We start from the raw sequence: 25659 nt of genomic DNA on the forward strand, positions 1-25659 counted from the left end.
AGGGTTGAGGTACTATATCTATCGAATATGACATATGAGAAGAAAATTCCGCTTCGGAAAGACTGCGGGCTTCATTTATTTAAAGAATTATTGAACGGAAAATGGAAGCTCATGTTGATTTACTATATATCAACAGGACTTAAAAGACCGGGGGAATTACAACGAAAAATTGGTACCGCGGATAGGCGTGTTTTGGCCAATCAGCTGAGTGAATTGGTATTGCACGGTTTTGTCAGTAAAGTCATTTACGATACTAAAGTTCCTAAAGTAGAGTACGAACTCACAGATTTAGGGAAAAGTTTACTTCCTGTCATTTTAAATTTAGAAGCATGGGGTGAAAGCAACAGGGACGTGCTGGAAAAAGCTCTTCCGGTGTGAGTTAAAACCTTTAACGAAAAGGTTGCCATAATCTGCGTTGGCATTTTTCATTTTCAAACTGTACTCAACTCTTAGCTGTTTTTTATGTCAAGCAATAGTTAAGGCTGCTAATCTCCAATCATTCACGAAGTGGTTCGATAACATCTATTTGAGATCGGCATCTTTCCGGGGAAGACTCCAAGTATTCGGCTTTATAAATAATCACCGAATTGAATATACTTTATAAAATATGTAAGGTATCACACCTCGGCAGTGTTAACAGCTTTACTAAACAACAAAATTTCTGCCTGATAAATCCCTCCAATACGCTGTTGAAATTTTACGAAACTACAGGGCATCTAGAGGCAGTAATCCGGATTGTCCAGATATATGGATATCATGGTATAACGGACAGTGCCATTGAACGACTTATGTAATGTTTAATGCCTTTTTCTTAGACGGCGAGTATTCTATTTCAGGTTGTCTTTCGTTAAAATCTATCGGCTTTACTTTCACTAATAAGATTGAAGAGATCAAATTCAAAGTTTTATCATAAATTTTTTGAACAAACGGCAAAGATAATATGATCACTAAAGCAATAGGGAATGTTAAAATAAGTATATCTCTGAATACAGATATGTGCCACGTGGGAAACAACTTTTTAAAGGCTCCTAGAAAGAATGCATGAAGCAGAAATACACACATGGTTCTGGCGCCTGGTTTTGAAATCAACATTTTTCGTTCTGGAATATAAACAATAAATGCAATTGAAATGGCCACAGAAGTAATCATTAACAAAGCTCTCGTCATCAGAGAGGTTAATAGATCAGGTCCCATTTCCAAATAAGGAGAATTCCAAAATAAAATATTCCATTTAGCGGGGTCGTATCTTAAAATAAACCATATCAGTGTGCCGAGCGTAAATGCACCTGGTAAAATCAATAGTTTTTTATTGTAGATTGAGCGAAACATTCCGTCCGTACACATCGTACCTAATAAAAAGAACGGAAACAGGCTGATGATTCTGGATAATGACAAGTAATCATGCACAGTGGAATCAAAGCCCACTGTTAGGGATGAAATTATACAAATTATCAAGGGATATTTGAAGTTTTTAACAATTGGTAGAAGGGATCTCCACCAAAAAAGGCCGAACAGATACCATAAATGAAACGGCGGGATAAGCAGGCTAAAACTAAATTCATGACTATGGCGGCTTTGTATCACTCGCCAGAGTATTGTAAATATAAAATAGGGTATTAATAAGTTTTTATATTATTTCTGATGCTTAAACTGTTGGCAGACTTCGAGAAATAGCCGGACAGGAATACAAATAATGGAATGTGAAAGCTATAGATACATATAAAAATTACTTTTTGGTAGATATTCTGAGTAATATAACTTTCAATGAAATGGCCGAACACAACCAATGTTATCAGAAAGAATTTAATATTGTCAAATAAGTAATCCCTGGTTTTACTTAGTTCTTTTTGATGGAAACCTTGCTCGTTAGCATTTATTTCGTTCATAATAAGCTAATTTTTGAATCAAATATTTAGTAAATAGGCATGTATGTGCGGTATTGCGAGAATTTTTGCGATTTATTTAATCGCACTTAGAAGGGACAGAAGTAGGACTATAAGCCGAATAATAAATAGCATAGGAGTTGGTAGCAGAAGTGATTTCAACTTTAAAGACTCGGCTTCTTGCAAATGAGAAAAGAATGTTTCCTGTTGAGTGGCGTTAGGTAAAGGTTGCATATGTGATTGGGCGGTGAAATTAAGCAATAGTTCGCTTATATACGCACAAATAAATTATCGAATTGAAATAGAGTTCGCGTTAATAATACATACTGATGTATGTATTATTAACGCGAAGATCAGTAATAGTGTACGATAGCCGCAATCCACTAACATCTACCGTAAAACTGCGGAATGTGAGCGCATGATTGGTTGTTTAATGCTGTAAATGACGTTGGGTACCATAGCGAAGATCAATGATATCTTCACTATAGATGATTATACCAAACTTAGCAGTTGATTCTATGAAACTTCTGCGCGTCTTTCCGAAACGTCATCCATTGGAATTATAAATGCTTTTGATCAGATAATCGAATAGCGTTATTGCATAATGTTTAGACCTTGTTCAATTTTGGTTTCCGACTAGAGGCGCCTAATGGGCAGAAGGGCAGGCGGAAAGCAAAAAGAATGATGAGGAATACTGGATACACCTTTCCCGGTTTTGGATAAGCGCCAATTATAGCAGCTGCCTATTTTTGGATTACTAACAACAAGGCAGATATGATACCAGTAAAAGGATATGCAGCACAAACGGCCGAAAGCCCGTTAGCGCCGTGGCAATTTGAGAGGCGTGAATTAGGCGCATACGATGTACAGATCGAGATCCTGTACTGTGGTGTTTGCCACACCGATATTCATTTGACCCGTAACGAATGGTTTCCTGGTATTTTTCCGATGGTACCCGGTCATGAAATTGTCGGGCGGATCAGCGCAGTCGGCGCCTACGTAAAGAAGTTCGGTTTGGGCGATCTGGGTGGCGTTGGCGTAATGGTTGATTCCTGCCGTGAATGCGACGACTGCCGTAATGGGCATGAACAATTTTGTACCGTAGCGCCAGTACAAACCTATAATAACATGGGCCACGACGGGTTGCCGGCCTATGGCGGTTACTCTGATGCCATTGTGGTGAATGAGGACTTTGTGCATCATATATCAGAAAAGTTGAACCTGGCGGCAGTAGCGCCTTTATTATGTGCCGGCATCACCACTTATTCACCACTAAGGAAGTGGAATGTTGGAAAAGGGCATAAACTGGCCATTGTGGGCCTGGGCGGCTTAGGGCACATGGCCGTAAAATTTGGTTGTGCGTTCGGTGCTGATGTTACCGTGATCAGTACATCACCCAATAAGAAAGCGGCGGCAAAAGAACTTGGTGCGCAGCATTTTATCATCTCCAAGGATGAAGAACAAATGAAAGCAGCGTTTAAGAGCTTTGACTTTATACTGGACACAGTAGCGAGTAACACTGACATTAATCCTTACCTCAATACGTTGAAGACAAATGGTGTTTACATTAATGTGGGCCTGCCATCAAAGCCATGGGAAGTGACTTCATTTTCGCTGGCTGTTGGTAATAAAACTATTGCAGGTTCAGGTGCAGGTGGCTTACCGGAAACCCAGGAGATGCTGGATTTTTGTGCCGAACATAACATCGTATCGGACATTGAACTGATTGACATCAAGGACATCCATGTTGCTTATGACCGCATGCAAAAAGGAGATGTCAAGTACAGGTTTGTCATTGATATGAAAACCTTGTAATTTTAAGATTGTGAAACCGCCGCATGTTATCAATTCTATATCCGAGCAGCATCGGTTGCTCGGTTTGCCCAAGCCTAAGCATCCATTGATCAGTATTTTCCGTCATGAGCATACCAATTATGAGAACCTGGTAGAACTGAGACATTTTACATTGAATTTTTATTGTATCTCCCTCAAAAAAGATTATGATGGTAAACTGAAGTATGGCCAGCGGCATTACGATTTTGATGAAGGTATGATGGCTTTTATCTCACCTAATCAATTACTGATGAAACTGGACTCCGGTTCCAAACCGCCCGGTGGCATGACGCTCATGTTTCATCCCGATTTTATTGCAAATACGCCACTCGCAGCTAAGATCAAGAGCTGTCATTTTTTCTCCTACGAGCTTTATGAAGCGTTGCATTTATCGGCAGATGAGGAAGCGGTCATTGAGGCCTTATTCGCCAATATCGAGCATGAGTATCAACATAATATCGACAAGTTCAGCCAGGAGGTACTGATCGCTCAAATCGAACTTTTGCTGCAATATAGCAATCGTTTTTACGCCAGGCAATTCATCACTCGTAAAGTTGCTAATGATGAGATACTGATCCGCCTGGAAAACTTGTTAAACCTGTATTTCAACGATCAGGAATTGCTAAAAAATGGCTTACCTACCGTTCAATTCATTGCTGCAGAACTAAATGTATCGCCTGATTACCTGAGCGATATGCTGCGCGCCATTACCGACCAGACGGCACAGCAGCATATTCATGCCAGGTTGATCGATAAAGCAAAAGAACTGTTAACGACCACTACAATGCAGGTAAGCGAGGTTGCTTATTACCTTGGATTTGAGTATCCGCAATCGTTCAACAAACTGTTTAAGAACAAAACCCAAATGTCTCCTTCGGAATTTCGTTCCAGCTTTAATTAAAGCTACGTCAAATGCTTTTGATGAGATGTCGATGATCACTGCTGCTGCTATAACATGCGATTCCTGTAGCTTCTTTGGGTAGATCAGTGCCAGTCCGGCGGTCACTGCTGTAAGGACTGTTGGCTGATCGATGATGGAACGCCTGGCAATAATGATCACCGAACCTGCCAACGCGCCTGCCACCGCTGCGGTGATGCCATCTGTAAAAGCCTTGATACTGGTGTTCTTCGCTATCTTCGCGATAGCAATGCTCCCCAAAGAATAGTAAACCAATCAGAATGCGATACCAAATTGAAAACCGATGGTAAACGAAGTAGGTTTATCACTGCCAAAGCGAACTGGCAGCGGTATGACAGCAAACAGACTGCTGTTTTTGCCTCTGATCACCGTTTTGTTCAATGCCGGCGTGACACCATAGCGGCCCGAAGTTTCAAATGCCGCACGCCCGGCAAATGTCCAGCCCTTACCTAAAGCAACGAGTACGCCGGGATGAAAGGTGAAGTTTGCCATTTTGCTGGTACCATTCTCCGCCCGGATGGAAGGTTGGAATTCGGCTGAAAAGCCAATTTTTTGACTTTTCCAGATATTGATGCCGACCGGTATGCTCACTACATAATGGTCACCAAAGTTCTTATCGGTACCTGTGCTGCTAAAAGTGACAATGGGGTGCAAGATACCAACATAACCAGCAACTTTTAGATAGGGCTGTGCCGGGGCAGTTTGTGCATAGCCGCTTAATGAGATTAATACGAGAATACTAAGAGTAAAAAAATTTCATAAAACCTTGTATTTAATAATGCAAGGTAATTTAAGATTTTAGCGGCAAATTGTATCCTTTTAACTATTGGTCTGAATTTTACTTTTTGAGCGACTTCTTATAAGTTGATGGACTTTCACCTGTGAACTTTTTAAATACCCGGTTGAAGTGGCTTTGATCAGAAAAGCCTGCCAGGTAACCGATCTCTGTTAAACTGTGGTTGTTTTTTTCAATCAAGCCACATCAACATCATTTACCGGTACTTTAACCGGCATCCGCTGTTACCATTGCGCGAAATCTGCGCTGTCACAAGTTCTGGTTACAGATGAGTCCACTGTTGCGGTTATTCATGATGCCGTCTCGCTTTTTGTTATAACTCTGATTGTGTCATCCTTTTTTCTGTCATGCCCCTGCGTGCAACTGAGATTCATAAACGAGGTCACTATCAGCACAAGAAATCTGTTTTCCAAATCATTTATTTTCAATTGCCTATTTATATTTGTAGTTATTAAAAAATTTTGATCAGATATGCCTTATTCTCTTTCTGCGGATCGCAACCAAACCAGCCGGTTGTTTTTGTCTATACGGTAAACGTCCTGCCACCAGTGTGCGCCGCCCCGGCAAGCCGTATAGAGCAGCTTCCGTTTTGCGTTCACAGTAACGTCGCAAAGGCAGGAGCATTTAGCGTGCGTGTCCTGGCTTTCCTGTAATCGCTGAAACCGTTTGGTGGCTGGGTTATACAACCAAATATTGAAAGTCTGATAAACACCCATACCCGCATCCGGAAGCGAAAAGCCCAGGTCATCGTAGCCGTCAAAATTGTAATCTTTGATATAGCATGATCTTGTTTTGTCAGGTGCATCTAATGATATGAAGTTTGGGGTGGTAACTTTTCCATCCGGATAAGTAAACATAAACTGGTCTTCTAAGCTGTTCCATGCAAACGTGATGAGCACGCCATGTAGCAGGTATTTTTGCACATCATCAATCGAGGCATCATTAACAACGCCTGTAAAATTAAACCGCCGGCCATCTTTATTGCGAACATACCAGGCATCAGTTACTTTGCCCGACTGTTCAACAACCGCATAACGGCCCGAAACTTTTCCGTTCAAAAGTTCATTCCATTCGTAATAATAACCTTCGGGCTGCTTATTCGTATTGGTTAGAACGCTGGTAGTAAACTTTCTTAGCCGGAGCGCCATAAAATCTTTTTGGCCATTGTATCGCACAAACGCACCTTTTCCTTCAGTGTTACAGTAAATGCGTAGGCTGAAAGCCATAGCCTGACCTGCAAAGCTTAGCTGGTACGTTTTGGCGCTCACTGTTGCAGCGAGCATAGTAAAGCATAATAGAAGGTTAGCAAATATTCTGTTCATTACAAGGCTTTTTTTTTAGGTAACGTTATTTTCTACTTTAATAAGTTCAGCACTTTGTTGCCGTTCTATTATGTTCCTAACAGGGAAACCACCAGTGCATAGAATAAAGCTTTCCGTTCTTGATGAAAATTTTAATATGCCCGTCAGAAACGTTGTCCTTATCTTCTCTAAGTAGCATTACTTGCAGTTTTCCTTCATCAGCTACATCTATATCAGCTATGTACTTAGCCGCATTTGGAAAAAGTTTCTTTAAAGCGGATACAGTCGTGTTCTTGTTAAGGGATTGATGATGAAAAATTAGGAAATCGCCATCGCTAAATCTTACCTGATCAATAGCTACTTTACCTCGGGAACATTCAAAGCGCGAGCCATTTTTGTATAAATACCTGGCTTCGGGATCTACCGAACCATCGGCTTCCTGAAAAATGGTAGTGCAGGGTTCTATTTCGCTCAATAACTTAGTGCTATCGGGCTTGCCAAGTACCAACTGGAATTCCTTAAAAGAAAAGTAACGCTTTAGCTGCCCGTTAAAGCGAATTTCCTTTTCGTCCATCACTTCTATGGCTGTATCTGCTTCTGTTTGGCTTGTGGAGTTTTCATTTTTGATCTCTTTTGATTTAACGCGTGTCGGTACCGCCGCTTTTGAAGATGGATCGGTGCGGCTGCCACATGAGGATAACAGCGTACAAAGGATTATATAAAATGAAAACAGTACTACCAGTAACGTTACTCGGTGGTTCCTATTAAATGATATATTCCAAGAAAAGAAAGTGTCGCGCATTTTTAATCGCTATTAAATTTATATCACGATATTGTGATATATGTAAAACGTTTCTCTGAGAAAAAGGTTTAGTGAATGCAGTACCTGCACTAAAGTTGAGTTAAATGGCAAGGAAAATCACCGATGGTCCGGTTAGGAACAAGGAGCGAACGAAGGCGAACCTGATAACAGCACTCGGAAAAGTACTAAAAAAGAATGATTTTACGGGGCTCAGGACCAGAAGCGTTGCCGAAGAAGCCAAGGTAGACAGGCGGCTGAGCTATGATTACTTTGGCGGCCTTGAAGGTCTCGTAAAGGAATACCTGAATAATAAAGACTACTGGAAGATACAGTCAGACGATGTTGAGGAAATTATACGAAGCGCCAGTGAAGATGCAGGAAAAGCACTTGCTTATGGCGTACTGGAAGATCAGTTCGATAGTTTAATAAGCAATGAAGAGATGCGCCGGATCATTACCTGGGGACTTAGCGAAAAGTCGCCGATCTTAAAAGAACTTGATCTGAAGCGCGAGAACATAGGCGAATTGGTACTGCGAGAAGTATTCGATAAGCATTTCGTGCAAACTGATAAAGAGTTTAGGGCGATGTATGCCTTAATGATGGGGGGCGTTTATTATTTAACGTTACATGCCAAAATGCAGGAAAATACTTTCTGCGGTATTGACATTCAACAACCAGAAGGGCAGGAGGAGATCAAAAAAGCGCTCAGGCAGTTGCTCAATAAGATCTATCAATAACAGTATTACCTTGATCATGTTATTATAAAATACCCAATTGTGACGATTAGACCAACCAGCAACTGTAGTATGCTTTGTTTAGTAATAATGATGAAAAGCTTTATCTGGTTGAATAAAGTTCATCATTGTGCTGATCTTTTAAACATGGAAGGCCTTACAAAGATCGAAGTTATTATATAGTTGCCATCGTTTGAAAAAGAGTATGTTGAATGAAAAGACTAATAAATAAGATCATAATTTTAACGTTGTGCGTGATGTCGGCCTGCCGATTAAAAACAACTGAGGAACAGAAGGTGGCAAAGCCAAACGCTGCTCCGAAACTACCAGTTGTTAAGCAAAATAAAAATGAGCAGCATGAGTATGTTGCCCAGATGACCTTTGTAAAGTATCTTGATGATGGTGATTATTTTCAACTGTTAGCACGTAAAGGTGACAGCACGTTTAGTTTTATCAATGAAACCGACACCAGCAGGAACTTAAATCGCGGAGATAGGGTACAAGTTACCTGGAAGGATGGGACGATCACCATTCCTGGCGATAATGATGCCGAAATGCCAGCGCAGTTACTACTTGCTGTTAAGAAAACCGGCGACGGTTCCGTATCTATGTTTAGAAGAACGTATGGTAAAAAGCTGAAATATACCTGGTCTCCCGATGAGGAATTTACATCGTCTTATCTCGACAAAGTTTATTTAATAGCCGAATATTATCTGACTAAAACAAAAAATCCCTTATTGCAGGCTGCCATTAAAAATCGTGATGAGTTGACTTATTCAATCGAGTCAAGAGAGCGGAATAATCACAGCTACAAAGTAATTGGTATTGCGCCGGTAGGGCCAAATGGTAGTCAAATTGTTCAATGGCTTTACGTTGGCGAGGAGGATGATCATATATATGAGTATGATCTTCCGGAGGATAAACTGGTACTGTTTCAGTAATACAGCATTTCTTACGCAAGCCGGATTGTTATATCATAAGGTGCCTACAATTACTCAGCCTGAAACAACTGGTTAACAATGAAAAATATCATTTTTAAATACTGGATAATTAATTTACTGCTAGATGTAGTTCTATATGTTGCTTACAGAATTACCATTTTGGATACGACTGTTAAAGGCGATGGTTTAGCGGCAACTGTTTTATATATTCTTGACATCATTTTAAACCTAGGATTTTCATTGCTTTACCTTACCGCTGCGCTGCTTTGCTCGTTTACCGTTTTTTTGAATTTGGTAAGGAAGATAAGGGATAATTACCTCCTTTCATGGCTTAGCTTCTCTGGCGCACCAATACTATTGATAGTTTTTCTTATCATCAGTTTATTGACAGACCGGTACCTATATAACGGTAGTGTCATGACAAGGCTTTTGATCTTTTTAATACTATATGTCTGTAGCACAACGATCTTGTCTCTAAGGTTTAGGAACAGCTACGATAAACAGAATAAACACTTCTAGGCAGAACAATCAGACGGTGGCAATCGCCCGCCCATTTAAGGACTGGCAACAGCAAAACGATTTAAGCAGCATATCGAAGGTAAAATGAGGTGAAATCGGGAGTCATCATAATGATATTACACAAATGCTGCCTCACTAGTTCTGCCTGTTCAGGCCCAGTGCATAATGGCATACAATGCTGTAGTTGAAATTAGCACCCAAAGTACGACTCCCTGCAGCAGCGGCTTAATGCCCACAGATGCAAGTACATTTCGTGATAATCCAGCACCTATTAGAAACAAGGTCAGGGTAAGCCCGGCTTTTGCTACTGTAATAAGGGATGTACTTACCGTTCTGACAGCTGGTATATAAGTGTTTGCTACCATGGCCAAGATAAATAACCCGATAAAATAGGGTATACTGATCTTACGGGTTTCAGTTTTAAAGATAAACGTAGACAGGAAAGCCATCGGAATAATCCACAGCGCCCTGGCCAGCTTTACGGTTGTTGCAATCTCCAGTGCCTGAGCACCGTATTTACTGGCTGCGCCAACTACTGAACTGGTATCATGTATAGCAAGTGCACACCACAAGCCAAACTGCGTTTGCGAAAGATGGTAATAATGACCTATTTTAGGAAAAATAAACAAGGCAACCGAGTTAAGGATAAATATACAACCGAGCGCAACGGATATCTGCCTTTCTTCGGCTTTAATAACCGGTGAAATAGCAGCAATTGCACTCCCCCCACAGATGGCCGTGCCGCAGGAAATAAGATAGGAAACTTTCCCTTCAATTTTGAACCATTTACCTGTAAAATACCCCAGTATCAAGGTGCCGCTGATAGACGCTATGGTAAAGATAAGCCCTTCTCTTCCCGCTTGTAAAGCCTGATGAACATTCATGCCAAATCCAAGTCCGACCACAGAAATCTGCAAGAGCCGGTGCGTCGCTTTTTGATTAAGATGTAAATAAGGATGACCGATGACCTGCGCGGTGAAGAGGCCGATTATTAAAGCCGTAGCCGGACTTATTACAGGAGTAAGACATAAAGCCAGTGTTAGTATAAAAATAGCTTTTCGTACCGGATCACTTAAGTGTAGAGCAGTTTGTTTCTTATTAGTTTTTATTTGACTTGCTTGCGTATTCATGCAGCAAAAGTCAATTAAAGTTTCAGGCAGTTTTCATCGAAAAAAGTAATGATTAATAACCCTGGGTTATTGAAAGCTATATATCGAGGTAACTTTCGCTGAAGCGCCTGAATAACTGGGCTAAGCCAGGAAGATGTCCATGAGGTTGAATAAAATAGAAAGTCCGTTCAATGGCCAAACCTTTCACGTCAATAATTTTGAGCGAGCCTGATTTGAGCTCATTTAAAATGGATTGTACGGACAAAAAAGCGAAACAGTTACTGTTTAAAAGGTAAGCCTTAATACTCTCGGCACCGCTTAGCTGCATTTCGACTTTAAGATCAGAGATAACCATGCCCACCGGTTCAAGCGCATGCGTGATGACATCCAGTGTACCTGATCCAGGCTCCCTGAGCAGAAAAGGCAGGCCTTTTAATTCCGATGGCAGGATAGTTTCCTTTTTTACCAACCGGTTTCGTGCAGCACAAACCAGAACCAGTTCGTCTTTTAAGAACTCCTCATACTTTAATTCAGCATTCCGCCTTACACCTTCAACAATGCCCAGTTCAATTTCGCTGTTTATGACAGCTTGTTCAATTTGTTCTGTATTGCCGGTAATCAGTTTTACCTTAACATCTTTAAACCGTTCATGAAATTGAGCCAAAATTGCCGGTATAACATACTGAGAGACTGTATTGCTGCCACCGATGCGAAGCATCCCAGTGTGCTGGTTAACCAGCATGTTCATATCAAATTCCAGGTCGGTGTACATCGCGTTCATCTTCTCCGTGTACTGTAATAATCTTTCACCTGCAGATGTAAGTCTGACTTTGCTGTTCCCGCTTCGTTGCAGCAGTGTTGTTTTAAAATAAGCTTCCAGTTCGCGAATGTGTTTGGTGACTGCCGGTTGGCTGATAAAAAGCTCCTGGGATGCTTTCGTAAAGTTCAACCTTTTAGCAACGGTATAAAAAACCTTTAACCGGAAATCAAGCATGGCGTAAAGCTATGTTTATTTTGTCAAATAAGCATCTGACGTGCTGGTGTCAAATAATCACGATCTGCTGGTCATTCCATTTCTATTGGGGAGTATAGCCTTTTAATAAATTTAAGAATTGGAAAAATGTAAGGTTTATCGAAACGGCGTTGTACTTCAACTATAGCACTTCATACATCAAAAACAATTTAAGACAAGCTTACCTTTAATGATAATGGAAATCGATGAGCCAAAAAATCCCAAAGCCGCCCCGGGTGATCATTTAGCCAATGAACGAACTTTCTTAGCCTGGATCAGAACGAGCATTGCCATGATGGGTTTCGGATTTGTGGTGGTTAAGTTTACTTTGTTTATTAAGCAATTATCGCTGGCCTTAACGGATAAAATTATTCTGCCCGGTAAAGGATATTCCTCCGTGATCGGGGTTCTGTTGGTTGCCCTGGGTGCACTCATCGCACTGTTCTCCTATATCAGATACAGAATTACCGAACGCCAGCTGGCTGACAAAACCTACGCGCCTTCCTATATGCTTACGCTGCTGGTCACTATCACCATTGTTGTGATCAGCGCGCTCCTGATTGTTTATTTGTTACCTGGTTTGTAGCAAGTCGGCTATTGTTGTATATATATAATTGCAATATTGATGTTACAAAGCGTAATAAAAGTAAAAAGTTCCCAACTTTAAACGTTTATCTGGTACTGATCACCATGAAACGGATGCAAACGTATAAATTAATCTTGTGTATAGCAGCGATGATCTTCATCGCCAAGCCATTCCTGGGTTTTAATTTGTATGAGCAGTTGCAGAATAACAGTCAGGAAAACAGCCTGATTGTCAAAATCTTTACTCAGCGCAAACCTGAATTTTTGGAAGAAGCTATAACCCAAAACATAGCTTTCCAAGCATTGATTAAAGAAAAAGGTCATCAATTCATTCTTACAATCAATGCCCTGTTAATTGCGTTATTTCCGTTATCGGCATTTTTTGTATTAACTCGTCGCAGGAAGTGTGATCCCGGTTGCCCGCCGCTGCATCGTATCGATTCCATTTATCTGCTCACCCGCACCCTTACTATTTGATCTTGTCGTTTGTCCGTTCTCCGCGGATAGCTTAACGTCATCAGTTCATTACAGCCCAGTGCTGTGATCCTGCTATTATTTCACATCATTTAGTTTTTTAATTTCAATGCTACGTTTTAAACATAGCTGGTGCCTGGCAATATTGCTACTGGCAACCGGCTCGCTTTACGCGCAAACACCCGATAAAAGCATTACCCTTAAAGACCTTTTAAAACAGGTTTCTCAAAATGCGCCAACCCTGCTTTCTGATTCCTCGGCCGTCCTGATCAGGGAAGCTCAGGCGCGCGAAACCGGTTATAACTGGCTTCCTAACCTAAAGCTGAACTACCAGGTTAACCTGGGAACCAACAACAACGTGGGCGGCCCCTACTTCGGTTTTGGTATGGTACCCTCAAATAACCGGGGCGTACGTGACGAAAGCAATACCACTGCCGTACTGGCCAATTTGGGTATAGCTGCCTTTGATATGGAAATTTATAATTTTGGCGCCTACAAGGCGCAAAACAAGGTGGCCGATGCTGAGGTTGCCGTTCAGCAAAGACAGTTTGAGACTTCCAAATACAACCTGCAAGCTTACACTATTGACAACTACTTGCAGCTAATGCGCCTGCAGGAATACCTTACCGTTCAAATGCGTAATATTGAGCGCAACCAGGAAATCAGGCGCTCTATCAGAGCCCTGGCAAAAAGCGGTATCCGGGCAGGTGTGGATACCAGTATAGCCGAGGCTGAACTCTCTAAATCCCGGCTCAATTATATTGAACTGAAAAACCAGGCTGAGCAGATCCGGCTCAAACTCTCGGCGATCAGCGGCATGCCCAGCCAGGCTATCATTGCAGATACCGCAGCAGAAAATAAGCTATTCAATCAATCAGCAGAGAGCCGGCTGTTCTATGCCGATACCACCAATCATCCGGTTATCCGCTACTATCAGTCGTTATACGAAAACAGCTTGCAACGCGAAGAACTGGTTAAAAAGAGTTACAATCCAAAAATATCCTTACAGGCTGCTGCCTGGGGCCGGGCGGCCAGTTTGGATGCCAATAACAATTTCACCAGCCTTCGTAATGGCTGGGGCTTTCAGCGCGAAAATTACCTGGTCGGCTTGGGCATCACATACAACCTGTTCGACCTGAAGCGCAGGCAGCTTAAACTGAATACGCAAAAGATCACCTCGCAATACACACGAACGAAGCTGAATGAGCAGAAAGTTCTGCTGGCGGCAAGTGCCACACAGGCTGATGCCAATGTGTCCACTGCTATGGAACGTTTACAGGAAATACCGAAACAGCTCAAAGCGGCCAATGCGGCTTACCGGCAAAAGTTCTCTTTATACAAAAGCGGCCTAACCGATATCATTGAACTTAATGCCGCTTTAGCCCTGCTATACCGGGCTGAAATAGACTTCATATCGGCGAAGTTTAGTTATACCCAGGCGCTCTTTCAGAAGGCGGTAACCGAAAATCAAGTCAATACAGTGATTAACCTTCTAAACTAATTAAGCTATGTCTATGGTTACTTCAGCCCTGAAACGGCCGGTTACAACGGTGATCATTACGATCAGCCTGTTGATCTTTGCCGTGCTCAGTGCCATTAAAATCCCGATCGATATCTTTCCGCAGCTCAACATGCCCACCATGTATGTAATTGAGTCCTACGGCGGTATGTCCCCACAGCAAATGGAGGGTTTCTTTTCTACCCGTTTACAGGATCAGTTCCTGTATGTAAACGGCATTAAAAGCATCACCAGTAAAAATATACAAGGTCTTACCTTGTTAAAGCTTAGCTTTTATGAAGGCACGGATATGGGCGAGGCTTCGGCCCAGGTAGCCCTGCAGGTAAACCGGGCCATGAAATTTTTCCCTCCGGGAGCCTTGCCGCCGCAGGTACTTCGTTTTGATGCCTCATCTTTGCCCGTAGGCCAGCTGGTGATGTCATCTAAAACGCAAAGCCTGAAAGATATTTATGATTTGGCCACCACACGGGTGCGGCCGATGTTCTCCTCAGTAGCCGGGCTTTCGGCACCACCACCTTTTGGCGCGAATTCCCGGTCGGTTATCATCAATGTTGACCCGAACAAAATGCGCAGCTACAGCCTTACGCCCGATGAAGTAGTTGGTGCGCTGGCCAAATACAACGTCATGTCGCCATCGGGTAACCTGCGTATGGATAATACAATGTATGTGACGACCATGAACTCGCTGATTGGGCAGGTTGAAGACTTCGGTAACATTCCGGTAGTCAGTAAAAACGGGAACCCGGTATTTGTGAGGGATATTGCGAAAGTAGCAGACGGCGCCGATGTGACCGTGAGCTATGCGCTTATTAACGGTAAGCGTTCCGTCTATATCCCGGCTGTAAAAACGGCTGATGCCTCGACCTGGGCGGTGGTACAAGCCTTGAAAAGCAAACTGCCGGACATCCAGAGCTTATTGCCGGATGATGTAAAGGTATCTTATGAATTTGATCAGTCCGTTTTCGTGATCAATGCTGTAGAAAGTTTATTGACCGAAGGCGGACTGGGTGCTTTGTTAACCGGTTTGATGGTACTGCTTTTTCTGCGCGACTGGCGGAGCAGTTTAATTGTGGTTATTACCATTCCTGTATCGATCATTATTGGTGTAATGCTGTTAGGGTTCTTTGGTCAGACTATTAATATCATGACACTAAGCGGATTAGCCCTGGCTATCGGTATCCTCGTCGATCAAGCCACGGTGACCATCGAAAACATTCACCAGCATCTGGAGATGGGAAAATCCAAAAAGCAGGCCATTTACGATGCCTGCCAGGAGATTTCTTTTCCATTGCTGCTGATATTGCTGTGTATACTGGCCGTGTTTGCGCCATCTTTTATGATGTCGGGCGTCCCCAAGGCCATGTTCCTGCCCTTGTCACTGGCTATTGGTTTAACGATGATTGTTTCTTATATCATTGCGCAAACATTGGTGCCGATATTAAGTAACTGGATGATCAGGGCCGAGCAATACCAGCATGGGCATCATGGCCAGCTGCATGCACATGCCGGCGAAGCATTGGACGAACGGGAGGAAAAACAGGTAAACAATCACCTTCGGGCAGAACAAGATCACCCTGAAAATAACGACCTGTTTGAGCGGATAAAGCTTCGCTTCATGAATATCATTCAACGCTGGATGCCAGGGAAGCGCCTGATCGTACCGGTATATCTACTGGTTGTATTGGCACTGGCTCTGGGCGGCTTTCTTATCATCGGGAAAGATATGATGCCTAAACTCAACAACGGGCAGTTCCAAATCAGGATCAAAGAGCCGGACGGTACCCGACTGGAAAGAACGGAAGATAAGCTGAAGCAGGTATTAAAGATTGTTGACAGCACCTCCAACCATCATGTGGCTATCAGTTCAGGCTATGTCGGGCTAATCCCAAGCAGTTACGGGGTAAGTAACCTGTATGTGTTTAACATCGGTACCCATGAGGCTATCTTACAGGTAAACCTGGATGCAGATTATCATGTGAATATGGATGACTTTAAGGAGGCCCTACGGAAGAACATTGCTTACGCGATACCCGAGCTGCGCGTAACTTTTGAGCCGATAGACATGACCGAAAAGATCATGAGCCAGGGTGCAGCTACCCCTATCGAGGTGACTGTTGCCGGTAAGGACATGGCGCAGATCGAAGCGTACAGCAACAAACTGGTTGCTAAACTTAAACAGGTGGATTATCTGCGCGATATACAGATCAACCAACCGTTGAAATTCCCGGTGGTCAAGATCACACTCGATCGCCTCAAACTGGCGCAGATGGGTTTAAGCGTAAGCGAAATATCACGCTCCGTAACCGCCAGCACCTCATCAAGCCGTTTCTCCGAAAAAAACCAATGGCTGGATGAAAAGGCATCCAACACCTACCAGGTACAGGTGCAGATACCCGAATATGTGATGAATAATATGGACGAGATACGGGAAATACCGTTGGTAAAAGGGCAAAGCAGCCCGGTACTGGGTGATGTAGCCGAATTTAAAACCGTATATGTACCCGGCGAATATGATCGCATGGGCCCGAGACGTTACCTGACGGTGAGCGCCAATATTCACCACAAAGATCTGGGTACAGCCACTACCGCTGTTCAGGCTGCCGTAAACTCGTTGGGCACACCGCCTAAGGGCATTGTAACCCAGGTACAGGGTATGTCGAGCTTACTCACCGACACGCTATCCAGCCTTCAAAACGGCTTGATTTTCGCCATCCTCGTGATTTTCTTGCTATTGGCCGCAAATTACCAATCCGTTAAACTATCGCTCACGGTGCTTTCAACCGTTCCGGCGGTTGTACTGGGATCAATAGCAGCTTTGTTGCTAACTGGTTCAACACTGAACCTGCAAAGCTACATGGGCATGATCATGTCGGTAGGTGTATCCGTAGCCAATGCCATCCTGATTGTTACCAATGCCGAAGGCTTGCGGCTCGAACACAAGAATGCGACCAAGGCAGCCGTAATGAGCGCTTCCATTCGTTTGCGCCCGATATTAATGACCAGTTTGGCCATGATTGCCGGAATGATCCCTATGGCATCAGGCATGGGCGAGGCTGGTGAGCAATCGGCACCACTGGGCCGTGCGGTTATCGGCGGCTTATTCGCATCCACCATTGCCGCACTATTTATTTTGCCATTGGTGTTTGCCTGGGTACAAGGCAAAACCACCTATAACTCACCATCCCTCATGCCCGAAAAAACAACAGAAGAAGACCTTATCTTAAATCATCAATAAGGATTATGAAACTTAAAATAGTTATTGCCGCAGCCCTGGCTGCTTCCTTATATAGTTGCTCCGGTCCCGAAAAACCGGTAGATATGACTGCAGAAAAAAAGACAGCCGGAAATAAATTAGAGACCGGTACGGTTTCAGAGCAAGCGTTATCCAGCTATGTGCGGTTGCCCGGGCAATTGAAGCCCTTTAATGAAGTGAACATCTTTGCCAAGATAAACAGCTTTGTAAAGCAGATCTATGTTGACCGTGGCTCGGTGGTGCACAAAGGTCAGCTATTGGCCGTACTTGAAGCGCCGGAAATGGTATCACAGGTACAATCGGCCAATGCACGTTTTTTACAGGCCCAGGAATCGGCCAGTGCCAGCCGCGAAAAATACCGCAGATTGAAAGAAGCGGCCAAAGAAGAAGGTGCTGTATCACCGCTTGACCTGGATAATGCACTTTCTAAAATGAAAGCCGATGAGGCCGTAGTGCTATCTGAACGGTCAAATGCGGCATCGGTTAAAGACATTCAAAGTTACCTGAACATACGCGCACCTTTTGACGGCATGATCGTACAGCGTAATGTCTCTGCCGGTGCACTTGTCGGTCCGGGCAAATCTGCAGATCAGCCGATGCTGGTGCTACAGGATACCCGGAAACTGCGTTTAGAAGTGATGATTCCGGAAAATTATGTAGACAAGGTGGATCTCAAAAAGCAGGTTTCGTTTGTTTTCAATGCGCTGCCCGGAAAAGAAAATAGGGCTTTTATCAGCCGTTCGGCTAACGCTTTAGGCATGCAGCGGTCAGAAGCCATTGAGGTAGATGTGATCAACAAGGATCAAAGACTTAAACCCGGAATGTATGGTGAAGTGAAGATTCCACTGATTTTAGGTGCCAAATCACTTTCCGTGCCTAACAATGCTATCGTCCGGTCTACCGAAAGGGAATATGTGATCAAAGTGGTAGATGGCAAAGCGGTTTTTGCAGACATCAAAGAAGGAGTCACCGGTGAAGAAGCGACCGAGGTGTTCGGCAATTTAAAGTCGGGTGACCGCATTGTGTTACATGCCGGTGATGAGATCAAAGAGGGACAGGTTCTACAATAAGTTTTTATGATGTCAGCTAAAGAACAAACACGGAGTTTGCAGGGGATCTGATTCTGCAATTGATGATGATCCACCGGTCATTACACCACCTTTTTAGCCAGTTTTTAAATAAGGCAGAACCAGCTCAATATTACCAGCTGCTGTTCGTATTAATTAGCATGAAGGGGAGTAGTTACGCAAACTGATTTGGTAAAATATCTTAAAGCAGGTGAGTTGACTATACTGCTTTTTTAAATGTTAACAGAAAGGTTAGGTTAAGGAAAAGAAACATAATAAGCACAATAAAAATTCAGCTGATTAAGCTCTGGTAGCCTGTTGTACTGTCATTGAACACCGGCTATTCCAGTTGTAGACCAGATTAATTAAGATAAATAAGATTATACAAACGGCTACTCATAAACTTTGATGCCTTATCGAAAGAGACAAACGGTGCTTCATCTTCATCTTTTGATTGTATAAGATATTCAAAACCTGCCAGAAGTATGCCTTCTGGCAGGTTTGTTTATGCTAAAACAGCAGGTGGTTTTCTATTCTTATGGTTATAGGAGTTGTTGATTTGATACTTAAGCAACTAAATGAAGATCCCCAATTTAATTTGTTATCTTTCCTCTAACCACTTAAGAAACTGTGTTGTCTTGTCTTTTCCTACCAGCAGCTTTTCCTCAGTTGGTTGGGAAAGGCGTATTAATAATTTGCGGGCAAAGTAATGCTCCACCTCTTTGATGGCTTCAAAGGCGATAAGGTACTGTCTGTTCAGTTTGAAGAAGTCCTTTTCCGCTAACTGGCTGGTTGTTTCGTCCAGTGACTGGTCAATCGCAAACATTTCATTTGCATAAGTGACCAGGGTAGTCTGTTCATTGCGGACAAAAAAATAGGCAATATCACGGGTGGGTACGGTTGTATATTTTCCATTTTTGTACACCAAAAAACTTTGCTTTCCTGGCTTTTGCCGGTTAAACTGAAGCAGTTGGGTAATCAGGTCCGCAGGTAAAGCGGCGTTCTCTTTTTTAAATGTGTTTGAGATCCGGTCAAGCTTGCCAAACGTCGCTTTTAAAGACTCTTCCGAAAACGGTTTTAAAATATAATCAACCCCATTGGCCTTAAAGGCCTCGAGCGCATACTCATCAAAAGCCGTACAAAAAACTACCGGTGCCTCTACTTTGGTTTGTTCAAAAATTTCAAAAGATAACCCGTCAGCCAGTTGGATATCCATAAAAATCAAATCCGGTGGAGGATGGGATAGAAGGTATTCAACTGTGGCTGATACCCGCTGCAAAGGGCCGGCAACGCTGCTATCCGGACGGATTGCGGTAATCAGCTTGATGAGCGCCCTTGCCGTCTTTAATTCATCTTCAATGACCAGTATATTCATGAGCCGGAAGTTTTACGATATAAAAGTCATGATCTGTTATAACATTTATGCCTTGACCCTTTAGGTGCAAATAACGTTGATTAATGTTTTCCAAGCCAATTTTTGTAGACGGTTCCGGGATGTTTTTTGGCTGCAAATTGTTCTGAACAGTTATCCAGTCTCCCGATGATATTATCCTGATATGTAATGGCTGATCGATAGAAATGATATTATGTTTCACAGCGTTTTCTACCAATAACTGAAGCGTGAAAGAAGGCACCGTTACTTTTTGATGGTCGAGTGAAAGATTAATGTCCAATGAGACACCGTCCTCAAACCTGGCCTGAATCAGGAAAAAGTATGCCCGGAGCATTTTCAATTCTTCCGGCATCGGCACCGCATCTTTTTGGCGGCTTTCTAAAGAATACCGGTAAAAGTCGGAAAGCTTTACAATAAAATCTGCCGAATGCTCATCGCCTATTTCTACCATCGACTTTAGTGTGTTCAAACTGTTAAACAGAAAATGCGGATTTACCTGCTGTTTCAACAGTTCGTACTGAGCCTTCAAATGGTCTGCCTTTGTTCGTTCCAACTCAATGGCAATCACCCGGTTAATGTAGCTTTGGTAAAGCAGATACAAAAACATATAGATGGTTAAATTAATCAGGACGCCTCTGAACTGGTACATCAATATCATAGAACCAATCAAACGGTCCTGAAAAGCAAGTTGATTAAGAACAACCAATATGCCCATAACCACAACGCCTAACAGCAAACTCCTGACGAGCCTTGCTCCAAAAAAGCTGGTTGTAATGGCCTGACTGGAAAATTTGGGCAATGTGTACAAGTTGTAAAACCATACATACAGGGAATACATAAAGGCAATCATACAATCTGCTGTTACCTCAATTGCGCTCATCTGCAGTTGCAGTATTTTTGGAATGGATGCCAAAACGCCCATAAAAGCAGCAGATACCCAAACAATTCTCGGAGAAATCGAAAAGACACGGGTATTGCCGGCATGTATGTATTTTTCGAAAATCATGGAAGAATAGATGCTTGCTGCGACATAATAAATTTAATCCGGCCGGCCCGGCCGGTAGTGTCGGCTAATTTAACTAATTGTTTGCCGGTATACCTTTGGTAATTCAGCACGGTGTTTTTTCCAGTTCCGGCTGCCTTAATGGTTTCTACTGCAAGCAAATCGCCGGGTATGCGGGCGCCAAACCAGTGCGGGTCATCCTGCTGCCGCCAGGTAACTAAGGTAGCAGATACACCGGATAAACTTGACGGTACGTTTGAGTCTAAGGCGTTGTATGCCTCGTGGTTACCATAAAGGATGCTCATGGTACTGTCTTTTTTGCTGATAAAAGAAGTGATGACCTTTTGATGCAGTTCTGAAAGTTTAAAGTGATCCGGCAATGATGCTTTCTGGTTGATCAATTGATCTGGATTACTAGCCTGTTTACAACTAATGAAAATAGCAAAGGCGCTTATAATGAATGTGGATATGCGTTTCATGATCAATTTTTGATTGGGAAGGTGAATACAAAATCGTTTTCGTGCATGGGTTTGTGGCAGTTGATACACTCGGTAGTGAACATTGCATCTTTGCCGTAAGGCGTCAACTTTGGCGTTTTAAACCTGGCAAAGCCCCAGCCTTTGGTCGATTTATATTTTTCGTTGTCTTTAATCATAAACTCTACCTGTTTGAAGGCACCGGTGGTTACGTTACCATTAGTGTCTTCTATTTTATCCCAGGCCGATTTTGCTAAGATGGTACCGTTTGGCCATGGATTTATGTGATGCTCTTTTACTGCCTTCACCGCAATTTCATTACCATAAATTACCCGCATGGTTTCATTATCAAACCTATCTGAAGTGCTGATCACTTGCCAGCTTTTGTAATCCGGCAGGTACGTGATTCCGTTTGGGCTTTCGGGCAACTTTTGTCGTTCTTGAGCCGCCTTTGCCTGCAATTGTTTATCAAGTGCATGGATCTTTGAAGTATCGTTAGGCATGTCATGTACCATTCCGGCAAGATAGTTTTTTAGAACAGCCAGGTCCTGTTTGGATACCTTGGCATTTGAATGCACAAACGTATAGCTTTTTATAGGCATGGCCCCTTCTTCTAGCTGATTGATGGCCTCCCACAGTTTACCTTTTCTGTCTGCCGGTGCTAACTTGTCCCAGTTAGAAAAATTCAATCCCTTGCGTCCCTCACGAACATGATTGGCCACCTGCCAGTAAACGGGTTGTATTTTATCGTACCAGCGCAGATTAGTTTGGTTTGAGTGGCAGTCATAACAGGCTCTTACTAATATCGCTTTTACCTGTTCAGGCGCCTGCAAATCTCCGGTTACGGGTGGATTATCAACCTTGGGCCTGATGAACTGTAAGCAAATCAGGATAATGGTTACTGCCAGCGCTGGAATTAAAAAATACTTTTTCATGTGGTGATTTAATCTTCTGTTGCAAAGTACCTGGCTAACTGGAGTAAAGACAAATGAAAAACCGTGTAAGCGGCATATTGGGAGGTGAAGCCGACAAAAATGAGGCTAATTCGTATCCTGCAATTTTTCAATACTTGCGTAGCTTACCGAAGTCCTTCAAGCTCTGCTTGTAATTGAGGCGTGATTTCCATTTAAGAGGTAAGGCAGCAGAGCGAAAGATTGGCCAAGTTAATGGTTTTAATTCAGCCCGTTTTTGTACGCTTGGCTTCATTCAAATTTCAGCTAATTTATAGCCTTGCCCCCTGATGCTTTGAATAACAAATGAGGGTTCGGGCTTAAGGAACTTGCGTAGGCGGGTAATGTAGACATCCATGCTTCGGGCATTGAAACGATTGTCCTCTCCCCAAAGTTGTAATAAAGCAGATTTACGGTCTAATAATTTATTTTTGCTTTGTAATAACAGCAGTAATAGATCAGCTTCTCGCTGCGATAAATATGCATTATCCGTTGGGCCGGTAATCAGCATCCGCTGGTGGTTAAATTGTAATTGTCCCAGTTGATAGACCGATGTTTGCGCCTCATTAGCCTCCTGATCTTCGTTTCGTCGAAACAGTGCCTTAATACGCAGTATCAACTCCTCGATGCTAAATGGCTTTTTCATGTAGTCGTCAGCACCTAATTCAAGCCCTTTCAATACGTCTTCCGTTTGTGTTCTTGCGGTCAGAAAGATAAGCGGTATCCGTTTATCCACCGTGCGTATGTCTCTCACTAAAGTGAACCCGTCTTTTTTGGGCAACATAACATCCACCACGCATAGTTGAGGTTTTAATGAATTGAATGAACTCCAACCCTCCACTCCGTTAGCGGCCAAAGCCACCCCAAAACCCCGGCTTTCCAACGATTCTTTGATGATAGATGCCAGTACCGGCTCATCTTCAACCAATAATATCTGAGGTTTACTGGTCATAAAGGAAATGTGATTATAAAAGTGGTGCCCCGTCCAATTTTGCTGTTCGCTTTTATGTTTCCGTTTAAAGCTTCTACCATGCTTTTTACCTGGCTCAACCCCAAGCCGTAGCCCTTTACATCATGCAGGTCACCGTTGTTTACCCGAAAAAATCTATCGAAAATATAAGGAAGATCCTCGGCGCTAATGCCAACGCCAGTGTCGCTTACGATGAGTTGCCAGCTACGGTGCCCGATTACGGCTTCAAGAAAAATACTTGCTTCAGGACCGGCATACTTTAATGCGTTATCAAGCAGATTACTTAAAATCGTTTCAAGTTTATAAGGGTCTGTGTTAACCAGCTGTTTAGGGCCTCTAAAATTCAGCGTAATTTGGTTGTTTTCAATAGCTTGAAAGTGCCTGAATAAATTTTCAAGCAGCGTATTTAAATCCACCGCTTGGGTTTCCTTGGTATTCAGGTCACGGTCAATCATGCTTATATCCATAATGCGTTCAACATGACCATCCAGTTTATTGATAATGTCTGCGTTAATGCCAGTATAGCGGGCCAGCTTTTCAGGATCAGTCGCCACATTAAATCTGGCAATAGCCTCATTCGTTGAACGAAGGATAGTTAATGGCGTTCTTAGTTCGTGGGTAATATTACTGATGAAGTCGTTTTTTAACCGGTCAAGTTTTAATTGCCTGCGGATGATGACGCCCATGTACCATAAACTCCCGGCTGAAAGAAGGATCAATGCGAATGAAACAATAGCCGGTAACAAATTATGCCGAAGCATCCATCCGCTGCTATTTAGTTTTGCTGTTACTACTACCGGCGATTTGTAAAAAGCAATTACCGAAGCTACTTCATCTGGTGATATACTTAATGGCTTTTTCCGCAATGCTAAGATCACCGGCATAACGATACCATCCTTAGCCAGCTCTTTTTTGTAAACGCCTGTCAACGTTTTCAGATCAAGCGGCTTATGCATCTGCTGTATCATCAATCTTGCGATGAGGGCTCTGACGTATGGCTCATGCTGCTTATCAATTGCAACTGTGTTAAACTCCGCTTTAAATACTTTTTTACGTTTGGGCGTATCCAGGTCAAAGGCTTGCACACTGGGCTTGGTACGCATGAATACGGTTAGCGAAGGACTTCTATAATTGAGTGAGGTCGGAAGTTCAACTTGTTGTGATTGATACTGATCTATACTTTTTTCCAGCGCACGTACCGCCGTTATATGGAAGCTTTTTTGTGCATTACTAAAATTATAATACAACCAGTAAAGCTGGAACAGTACTATACCGCTCACTGTAATGGTAGCGATTATAAAAGTAAGTTGTAGTCTTTGCTTCACTATAAACAAAGATAAAGTTTATTGAAAGCATCCATCATTCAGTTAACACTTGTTAACACTAAGCCCGGTGTCTTTAACACTTGTTCAATCAACACCCGATAGTTTTGTCATAAAAATAGTATGAAAAATTCTTTAAGCGGAGTGCTGTTAATAGTCATTCCGATATCTGCATATGCTCAGCAGACAGAGCAACCTAAATATAAACTGCCTGATGGCAAGATTGTTCGTTTTGACCAGCTGGACAGCATTAACAAAGCATGGGGAGGACGTGGCTATCTAATGAAACATGATGAGTCAGACTCGGGCGTAACAATTATTTCCCCTATGACAGATGAATTTTTAAGAAAGCAAGCTGAAGACAAGGCGAATTTGAATGCCTTGCTCAACCAGCCCGCACCTGATTTTACGTTGACGGATCTTACAGGTAAAAAATGGAACCTGTCTGCACTGAAAGGCAAGACTGTCGTTCTTAACTTTTGGTTCACCACCTGTCCGGCATGTATACAAGAAGTGCCTCAACTAAATGAACTAACGAAAAATCACCAGGGTAGTCGGGTCATATTTTTAGGGCTAGGCCTTGATGACGCTGCAGTTATCAAACGCTTTTTAAAAAAACATCCCTTTAATTACACAGTTCTCCAGAACGCTGATACGGCCGGTAAACTTTACCGGGTGAACTCGTATCCGACCTCAATCGTGATCGACCCAAAAGGGGTTATTCGATTCATTCAGGTAGGGAGGCAAAACATCCGCCAGCAGGTCTCCAACGCTATTAGTCAAATCAGCAACAATTAA

General features: G+C 42.8%; 25 protein-coding genes. 11 read left to right on the forward strand and 14 right to left on the reverse strand.

Translation table 11 applies throughout. The features are described 5' to 3' along the window. Positions 1–27 precede the first annotated feature (27 nt). Positions 28–378 carry a winged helix-turn-helix transcriptional regulator gene (locus KHS38_RS13165; RefSeq protein ID WP_213489003.1) on the forward strand — a complete coding sequence of 117 codons (351 nt, stop codon included), beginning with the start codon at positions 28–30 and terminating at the stop codon, positions 376–378. A gap of 408 nt (positions 379–786) precedes the next feature. On the opposite strand, the gene KHS38_RS13170 is transcribed toward KHS38_RS13165, so the two are convergent. Next, positions 787–1425: a hypothetical protein gene (locus KHS38_RS13170; protein WP_213489004.1), complete on the reverse strand. Its 639-nt coding sequence runs from the start codon at positions 1423–1425 to the stop codon at positions 787–789. 191 nt (positions 1426–1616) lie between these two features. Further along, entirely contained in the window at positions 1617–1886 is a 270-nt protein-coding gene (locus tag KHS38_RS22530) for an acyltransferase family protein (RefSeq protein ID WP_213489005.1), read from the reverse strand. 771 nt (positions 1887–2657) lie between these two features. Between KHS38_RS22530 and KHS38_RS13180 the strand changes: the two genes are divergently transcribed. Together KHS38_RS13180 and KHS38_RS13185 are read left to right on the forward strand one after the other, a co-directional pair. Continuing rightward, positions 2658–3698, forward strand: coding sequence for an NAD(P)-dependent alcohol dehydrogenase (locus KHS38_RS13180; RefSeq protein WP_213489006.1), 1041 nt, complete (start codon positions 2658–2660; stop codon positions 3696–3698). 10 nt (positions 3699–3708) lie between these two features. Continuing rightward, entirely contained in the window at positions 3709–4617 is a 909-nt protein-coding gene (locus KHS38_RS13185; RefSeq protein WP_213489007.1) for a helix-turn-helix domain-containing protein, read from the forward strand. A gap of 273 nt (positions 4618–4890) precedes the next feature. On the opposite strand, the gene KHS38_RS13190 is transcribed toward KHS38_RS13185, so the two are convergent. The 4 genes from KHS38_RS13190 to KHS38_RS13205 all read right to left on the reverse strand — a co-directional run bounded on the left by KHS38_RS13190 (position 4891) and on the right by KHS38_RS13205 (position 7534). Further along, positions 4891–5289 (reverse strand): hypothetical protein, encoded by a 399-nt coding sequence (locus KHS38_RS13190; protein ID WP_249665394.1) that lies wholly within the window; start codon positions 5287–5289, stop codon positions 4891–4893. A gap of 184 nt (positions 5290–5473) precedes the next feature. After that, positions 5474–5611 (reverse strand): helix-turn-helix domain-containing protein, encoded by a 138-nt coding sequence (locus KHS38_RS13195; protein ID WP_249665395.1) that lies wholly within the window; start codon positions 5609–5611, stop codon positions 5474–5476. Between the two features lie 296 nt (positions 5612–5907). Further along, positions 5908–6714: an XAC2610-related protein gene (locus KHS38_RS13200; protein WP_213489008.1), complete on the reverse strand. Its 807-nt coding sequence runs from the start codon at positions 6712–6714 to the stop codon at positions 5908–5910. A 115-nt stretch (positions 6715–6829) separates the two neighbouring features. Beyond that, complete coding sequence (locus KHS38_RS13205) at positions 6830–7534, reverse strand: hypothetical protein (protein ID WP_213489009.1); 705 nt, start codon at positions 7532–7534, stop codon at positions 6830–6832. A 104-nt stretch (positions 7535–7638) separates the two neighbouring features. Between KHS38_RS13205 and KHS38_RS13210 the strand changes: the two genes are divergently transcribed. Further along, positions 7639–8271 carry a TetR/AcrR family transcriptional regulator gene (locus KHS38_RS13210; RefSeq protein ID WP_213489010.1) on the forward strand — a complete coding sequence of 211 codons (633 nt, stop codon included), beginning with the start codon at positions 7639–7641 and terminating at the stop codon, positions 8269–8271. Positions 8272–8480: 209 nt separating this feature from the next. Then, the gene (locus KHS38_RS13215; RefSeq protein WP_213489011.1) at positions 8481–9209 is read left to right on the forward strand and encodes a hypothetical protein; all 729 of its coding nucleotides are present in this window, start codon (positions 8481–8483) and stop codon (positions 9207–9209) included. Between the two features lie 668 nt (positions 9210–9877). Here the strand turns inward: KHS38_RS13215 and KHS38_RS13220 are convergent. Continuing rightward, entirely contained in the window at positions 9878–10858 is a 981-nt protein-coding gene (locus KHS38_RS13220; protein WP_213489012.1) for a YeiH family protein, read from the reverse strand. Between the two features lie 76 nt (positions 10859–10934). Next, a complete protein-coding gene (locus KHS38_RS13225; RefSeq protein ID WP_213489013.1) occupies positions 10935–11831 on the reverse strand; it encodes a LysR family transcriptional regulator in 897 nt (298 codons plus the stop codon). Between the two features lie 214 nt (positions 11832–12045). Between KHS38_RS13225 and KHS38_RS13230 the strand changes: the two genes are divergently transcribed. The 5 genes from KHS38_RS13230 (at position 12046) to KHS38_RS13250 (ending at position 18750) form a co-directional block, all read left to right on the forward strand. Continuing rightward, complete coding sequence (locus tag KHS38_RS13230; RefSeq protein WP_213489014.1) at positions 12046–12435, forward strand: YidH family protein; 390 nt, start codon at positions 12046–12048, stop codon at positions 12433–12435. Between the two features lie 104 nt (positions 12436–12539). Next, positions 12540–12911, forward strand: coding sequence for a hypothetical protein (locus tag KHS38_RS13235; RefSeq protein ID WP_213489015.1), 372 nt, complete (start codon positions 12540–12542; stop codon positions 12909–12911). Between the two features lie 106 nt (positions 12912–13017). Then, complete coding sequence (locus tag KHS38_RS13240) at positions 13018–14409, forward strand: TolC family protein (protein ID WP_213489016.1); 1392 nt, start codon at positions 13018–13020, stop codon at positions 14407–14409. Positions 14410–14422: 13 nt separating this feature from the next. Further along, complete coding sequence (locus tag KHS38_RS13245) at positions 14423–17662, forward strand: efflux RND transporter permease subunit (RefSeq protein WP_349627928.1); 3240 nt, start codon at positions 14423–14425, stop codon at positions 17660–17662. A gap of 5 nt (positions 17663–17667) precedes the next feature. After that, a complete protein-coding gene (locus KHS38_RS13250; RefSeq protein WP_213489018.1) occupies positions 17668–18750 on the forward strand; it encodes an efflux RND transporter periplasmic adaptor subunit in 1083 nt (360 codons plus the stop codon). A gap of 598 nt (positions 18751–19348) precedes the next feature. Here the strand turns inward: KHS38_RS13250 and KHS38_RS13255 are convergent. From KHS38_RS13255 to KHS38_RS22455, 6 genes are all read right to left on the reverse strand, one after another. Further along, the gene (locus tag KHS38_RS13255) at positions 19349–20122 is read right to left on the reverse strand and encodes a LytR/AlgR family response regulator transcription factor (protein WP_213489019.1); all 774 of its coding nucleotides are present in this window, start codon (positions 20120–20122) and stop codon (positions 19349–19351) included. Beyond that, positions 20103–21146 carry a sensor histidine kinase gene (locus tag KHS38_RS13260; protein WP_213489020.1) on the reverse strand — a complete coding sequence of 348 codons (1044 nt, stop codon included), beginning with the start codon at positions 21144–21146 and terminating at the stop codon, positions 20103–20105. The genes KHS38_RS13255 and KHS38_RS13260 overlap by 20 nt, the downstream gene beginning before the upstream one ends. Continuing rightward, on the reverse strand, positions 21143–21622 hold the full coding sequence (locus tag KHS38_RS13265; protein WP_213489021.1) for a hypothetical protein: 480 nt from the start codon (positions 21620–21622) through the stop codon (positions 21143–21145). The genes KHS38_RS13260 and KHS38_RS13265 overlap by 4 nt, the downstream gene beginning before the upstream one ends. A 2-nt stretch (positions 21623–21624) precedes the next feature. Next, positions 21625–22554: a heme-binding domain-containing protein gene (locus KHS38_RS13270; RefSeq protein WP_213489022.1), complete on the reverse strand. Its 930-nt coding sequence runs from the start codon at positions 22552–22554 to the stop codon at positions 21625–21627. A gap of 271 nt (positions 22555–22825) precedes the next feature. After that, positions 22826–23521, reverse strand: a complete 696-nt coding sequence (locus tag KHS38_RS13275; protein WP_213489023.1) for a response regulator transcription factor — start codon at positions 23519–23521, stop codon at positions 22826–22828. After that, positions 23518–24864: a sensor histidine kinase gene (locus tag KHS38_RS22455; RefSeq protein ID WP_213489024.1), complete on the reverse strand. Its 1347-nt coding sequence runs from the start codon at positions 24862–24864 to the stop codon at positions 23518–23520. The genes KHS38_RS13275 and KHS38_RS22455 overlap by 4 nt, the downstream gene beginning before the upstream one ends. A gap of 120 nt (positions 24865–24984) precedes the next feature. Between KHS38_RS22455 and KHS38_RS13285 the strand changes: the two genes are divergently transcribed. After that, positions 24985–25659: a peroxiredoxin family protein gene (locus KHS38_RS13285; protein ID WP_213489025.1), complete on the forward strand. Its 675-nt coding sequence runs from the start codon at positions 24985–24987 to the stop codon at positions 25657–25659.

The organism is Mucilaginibacter sp. Bleaf8, assembly GCF_018390515.1.
Classification (GTDB): Bacteria; Bacteroidota; Bacteroidia; order Sphingobacteriales; family Sphingobacteriaceae; genus Mucilaginibacter.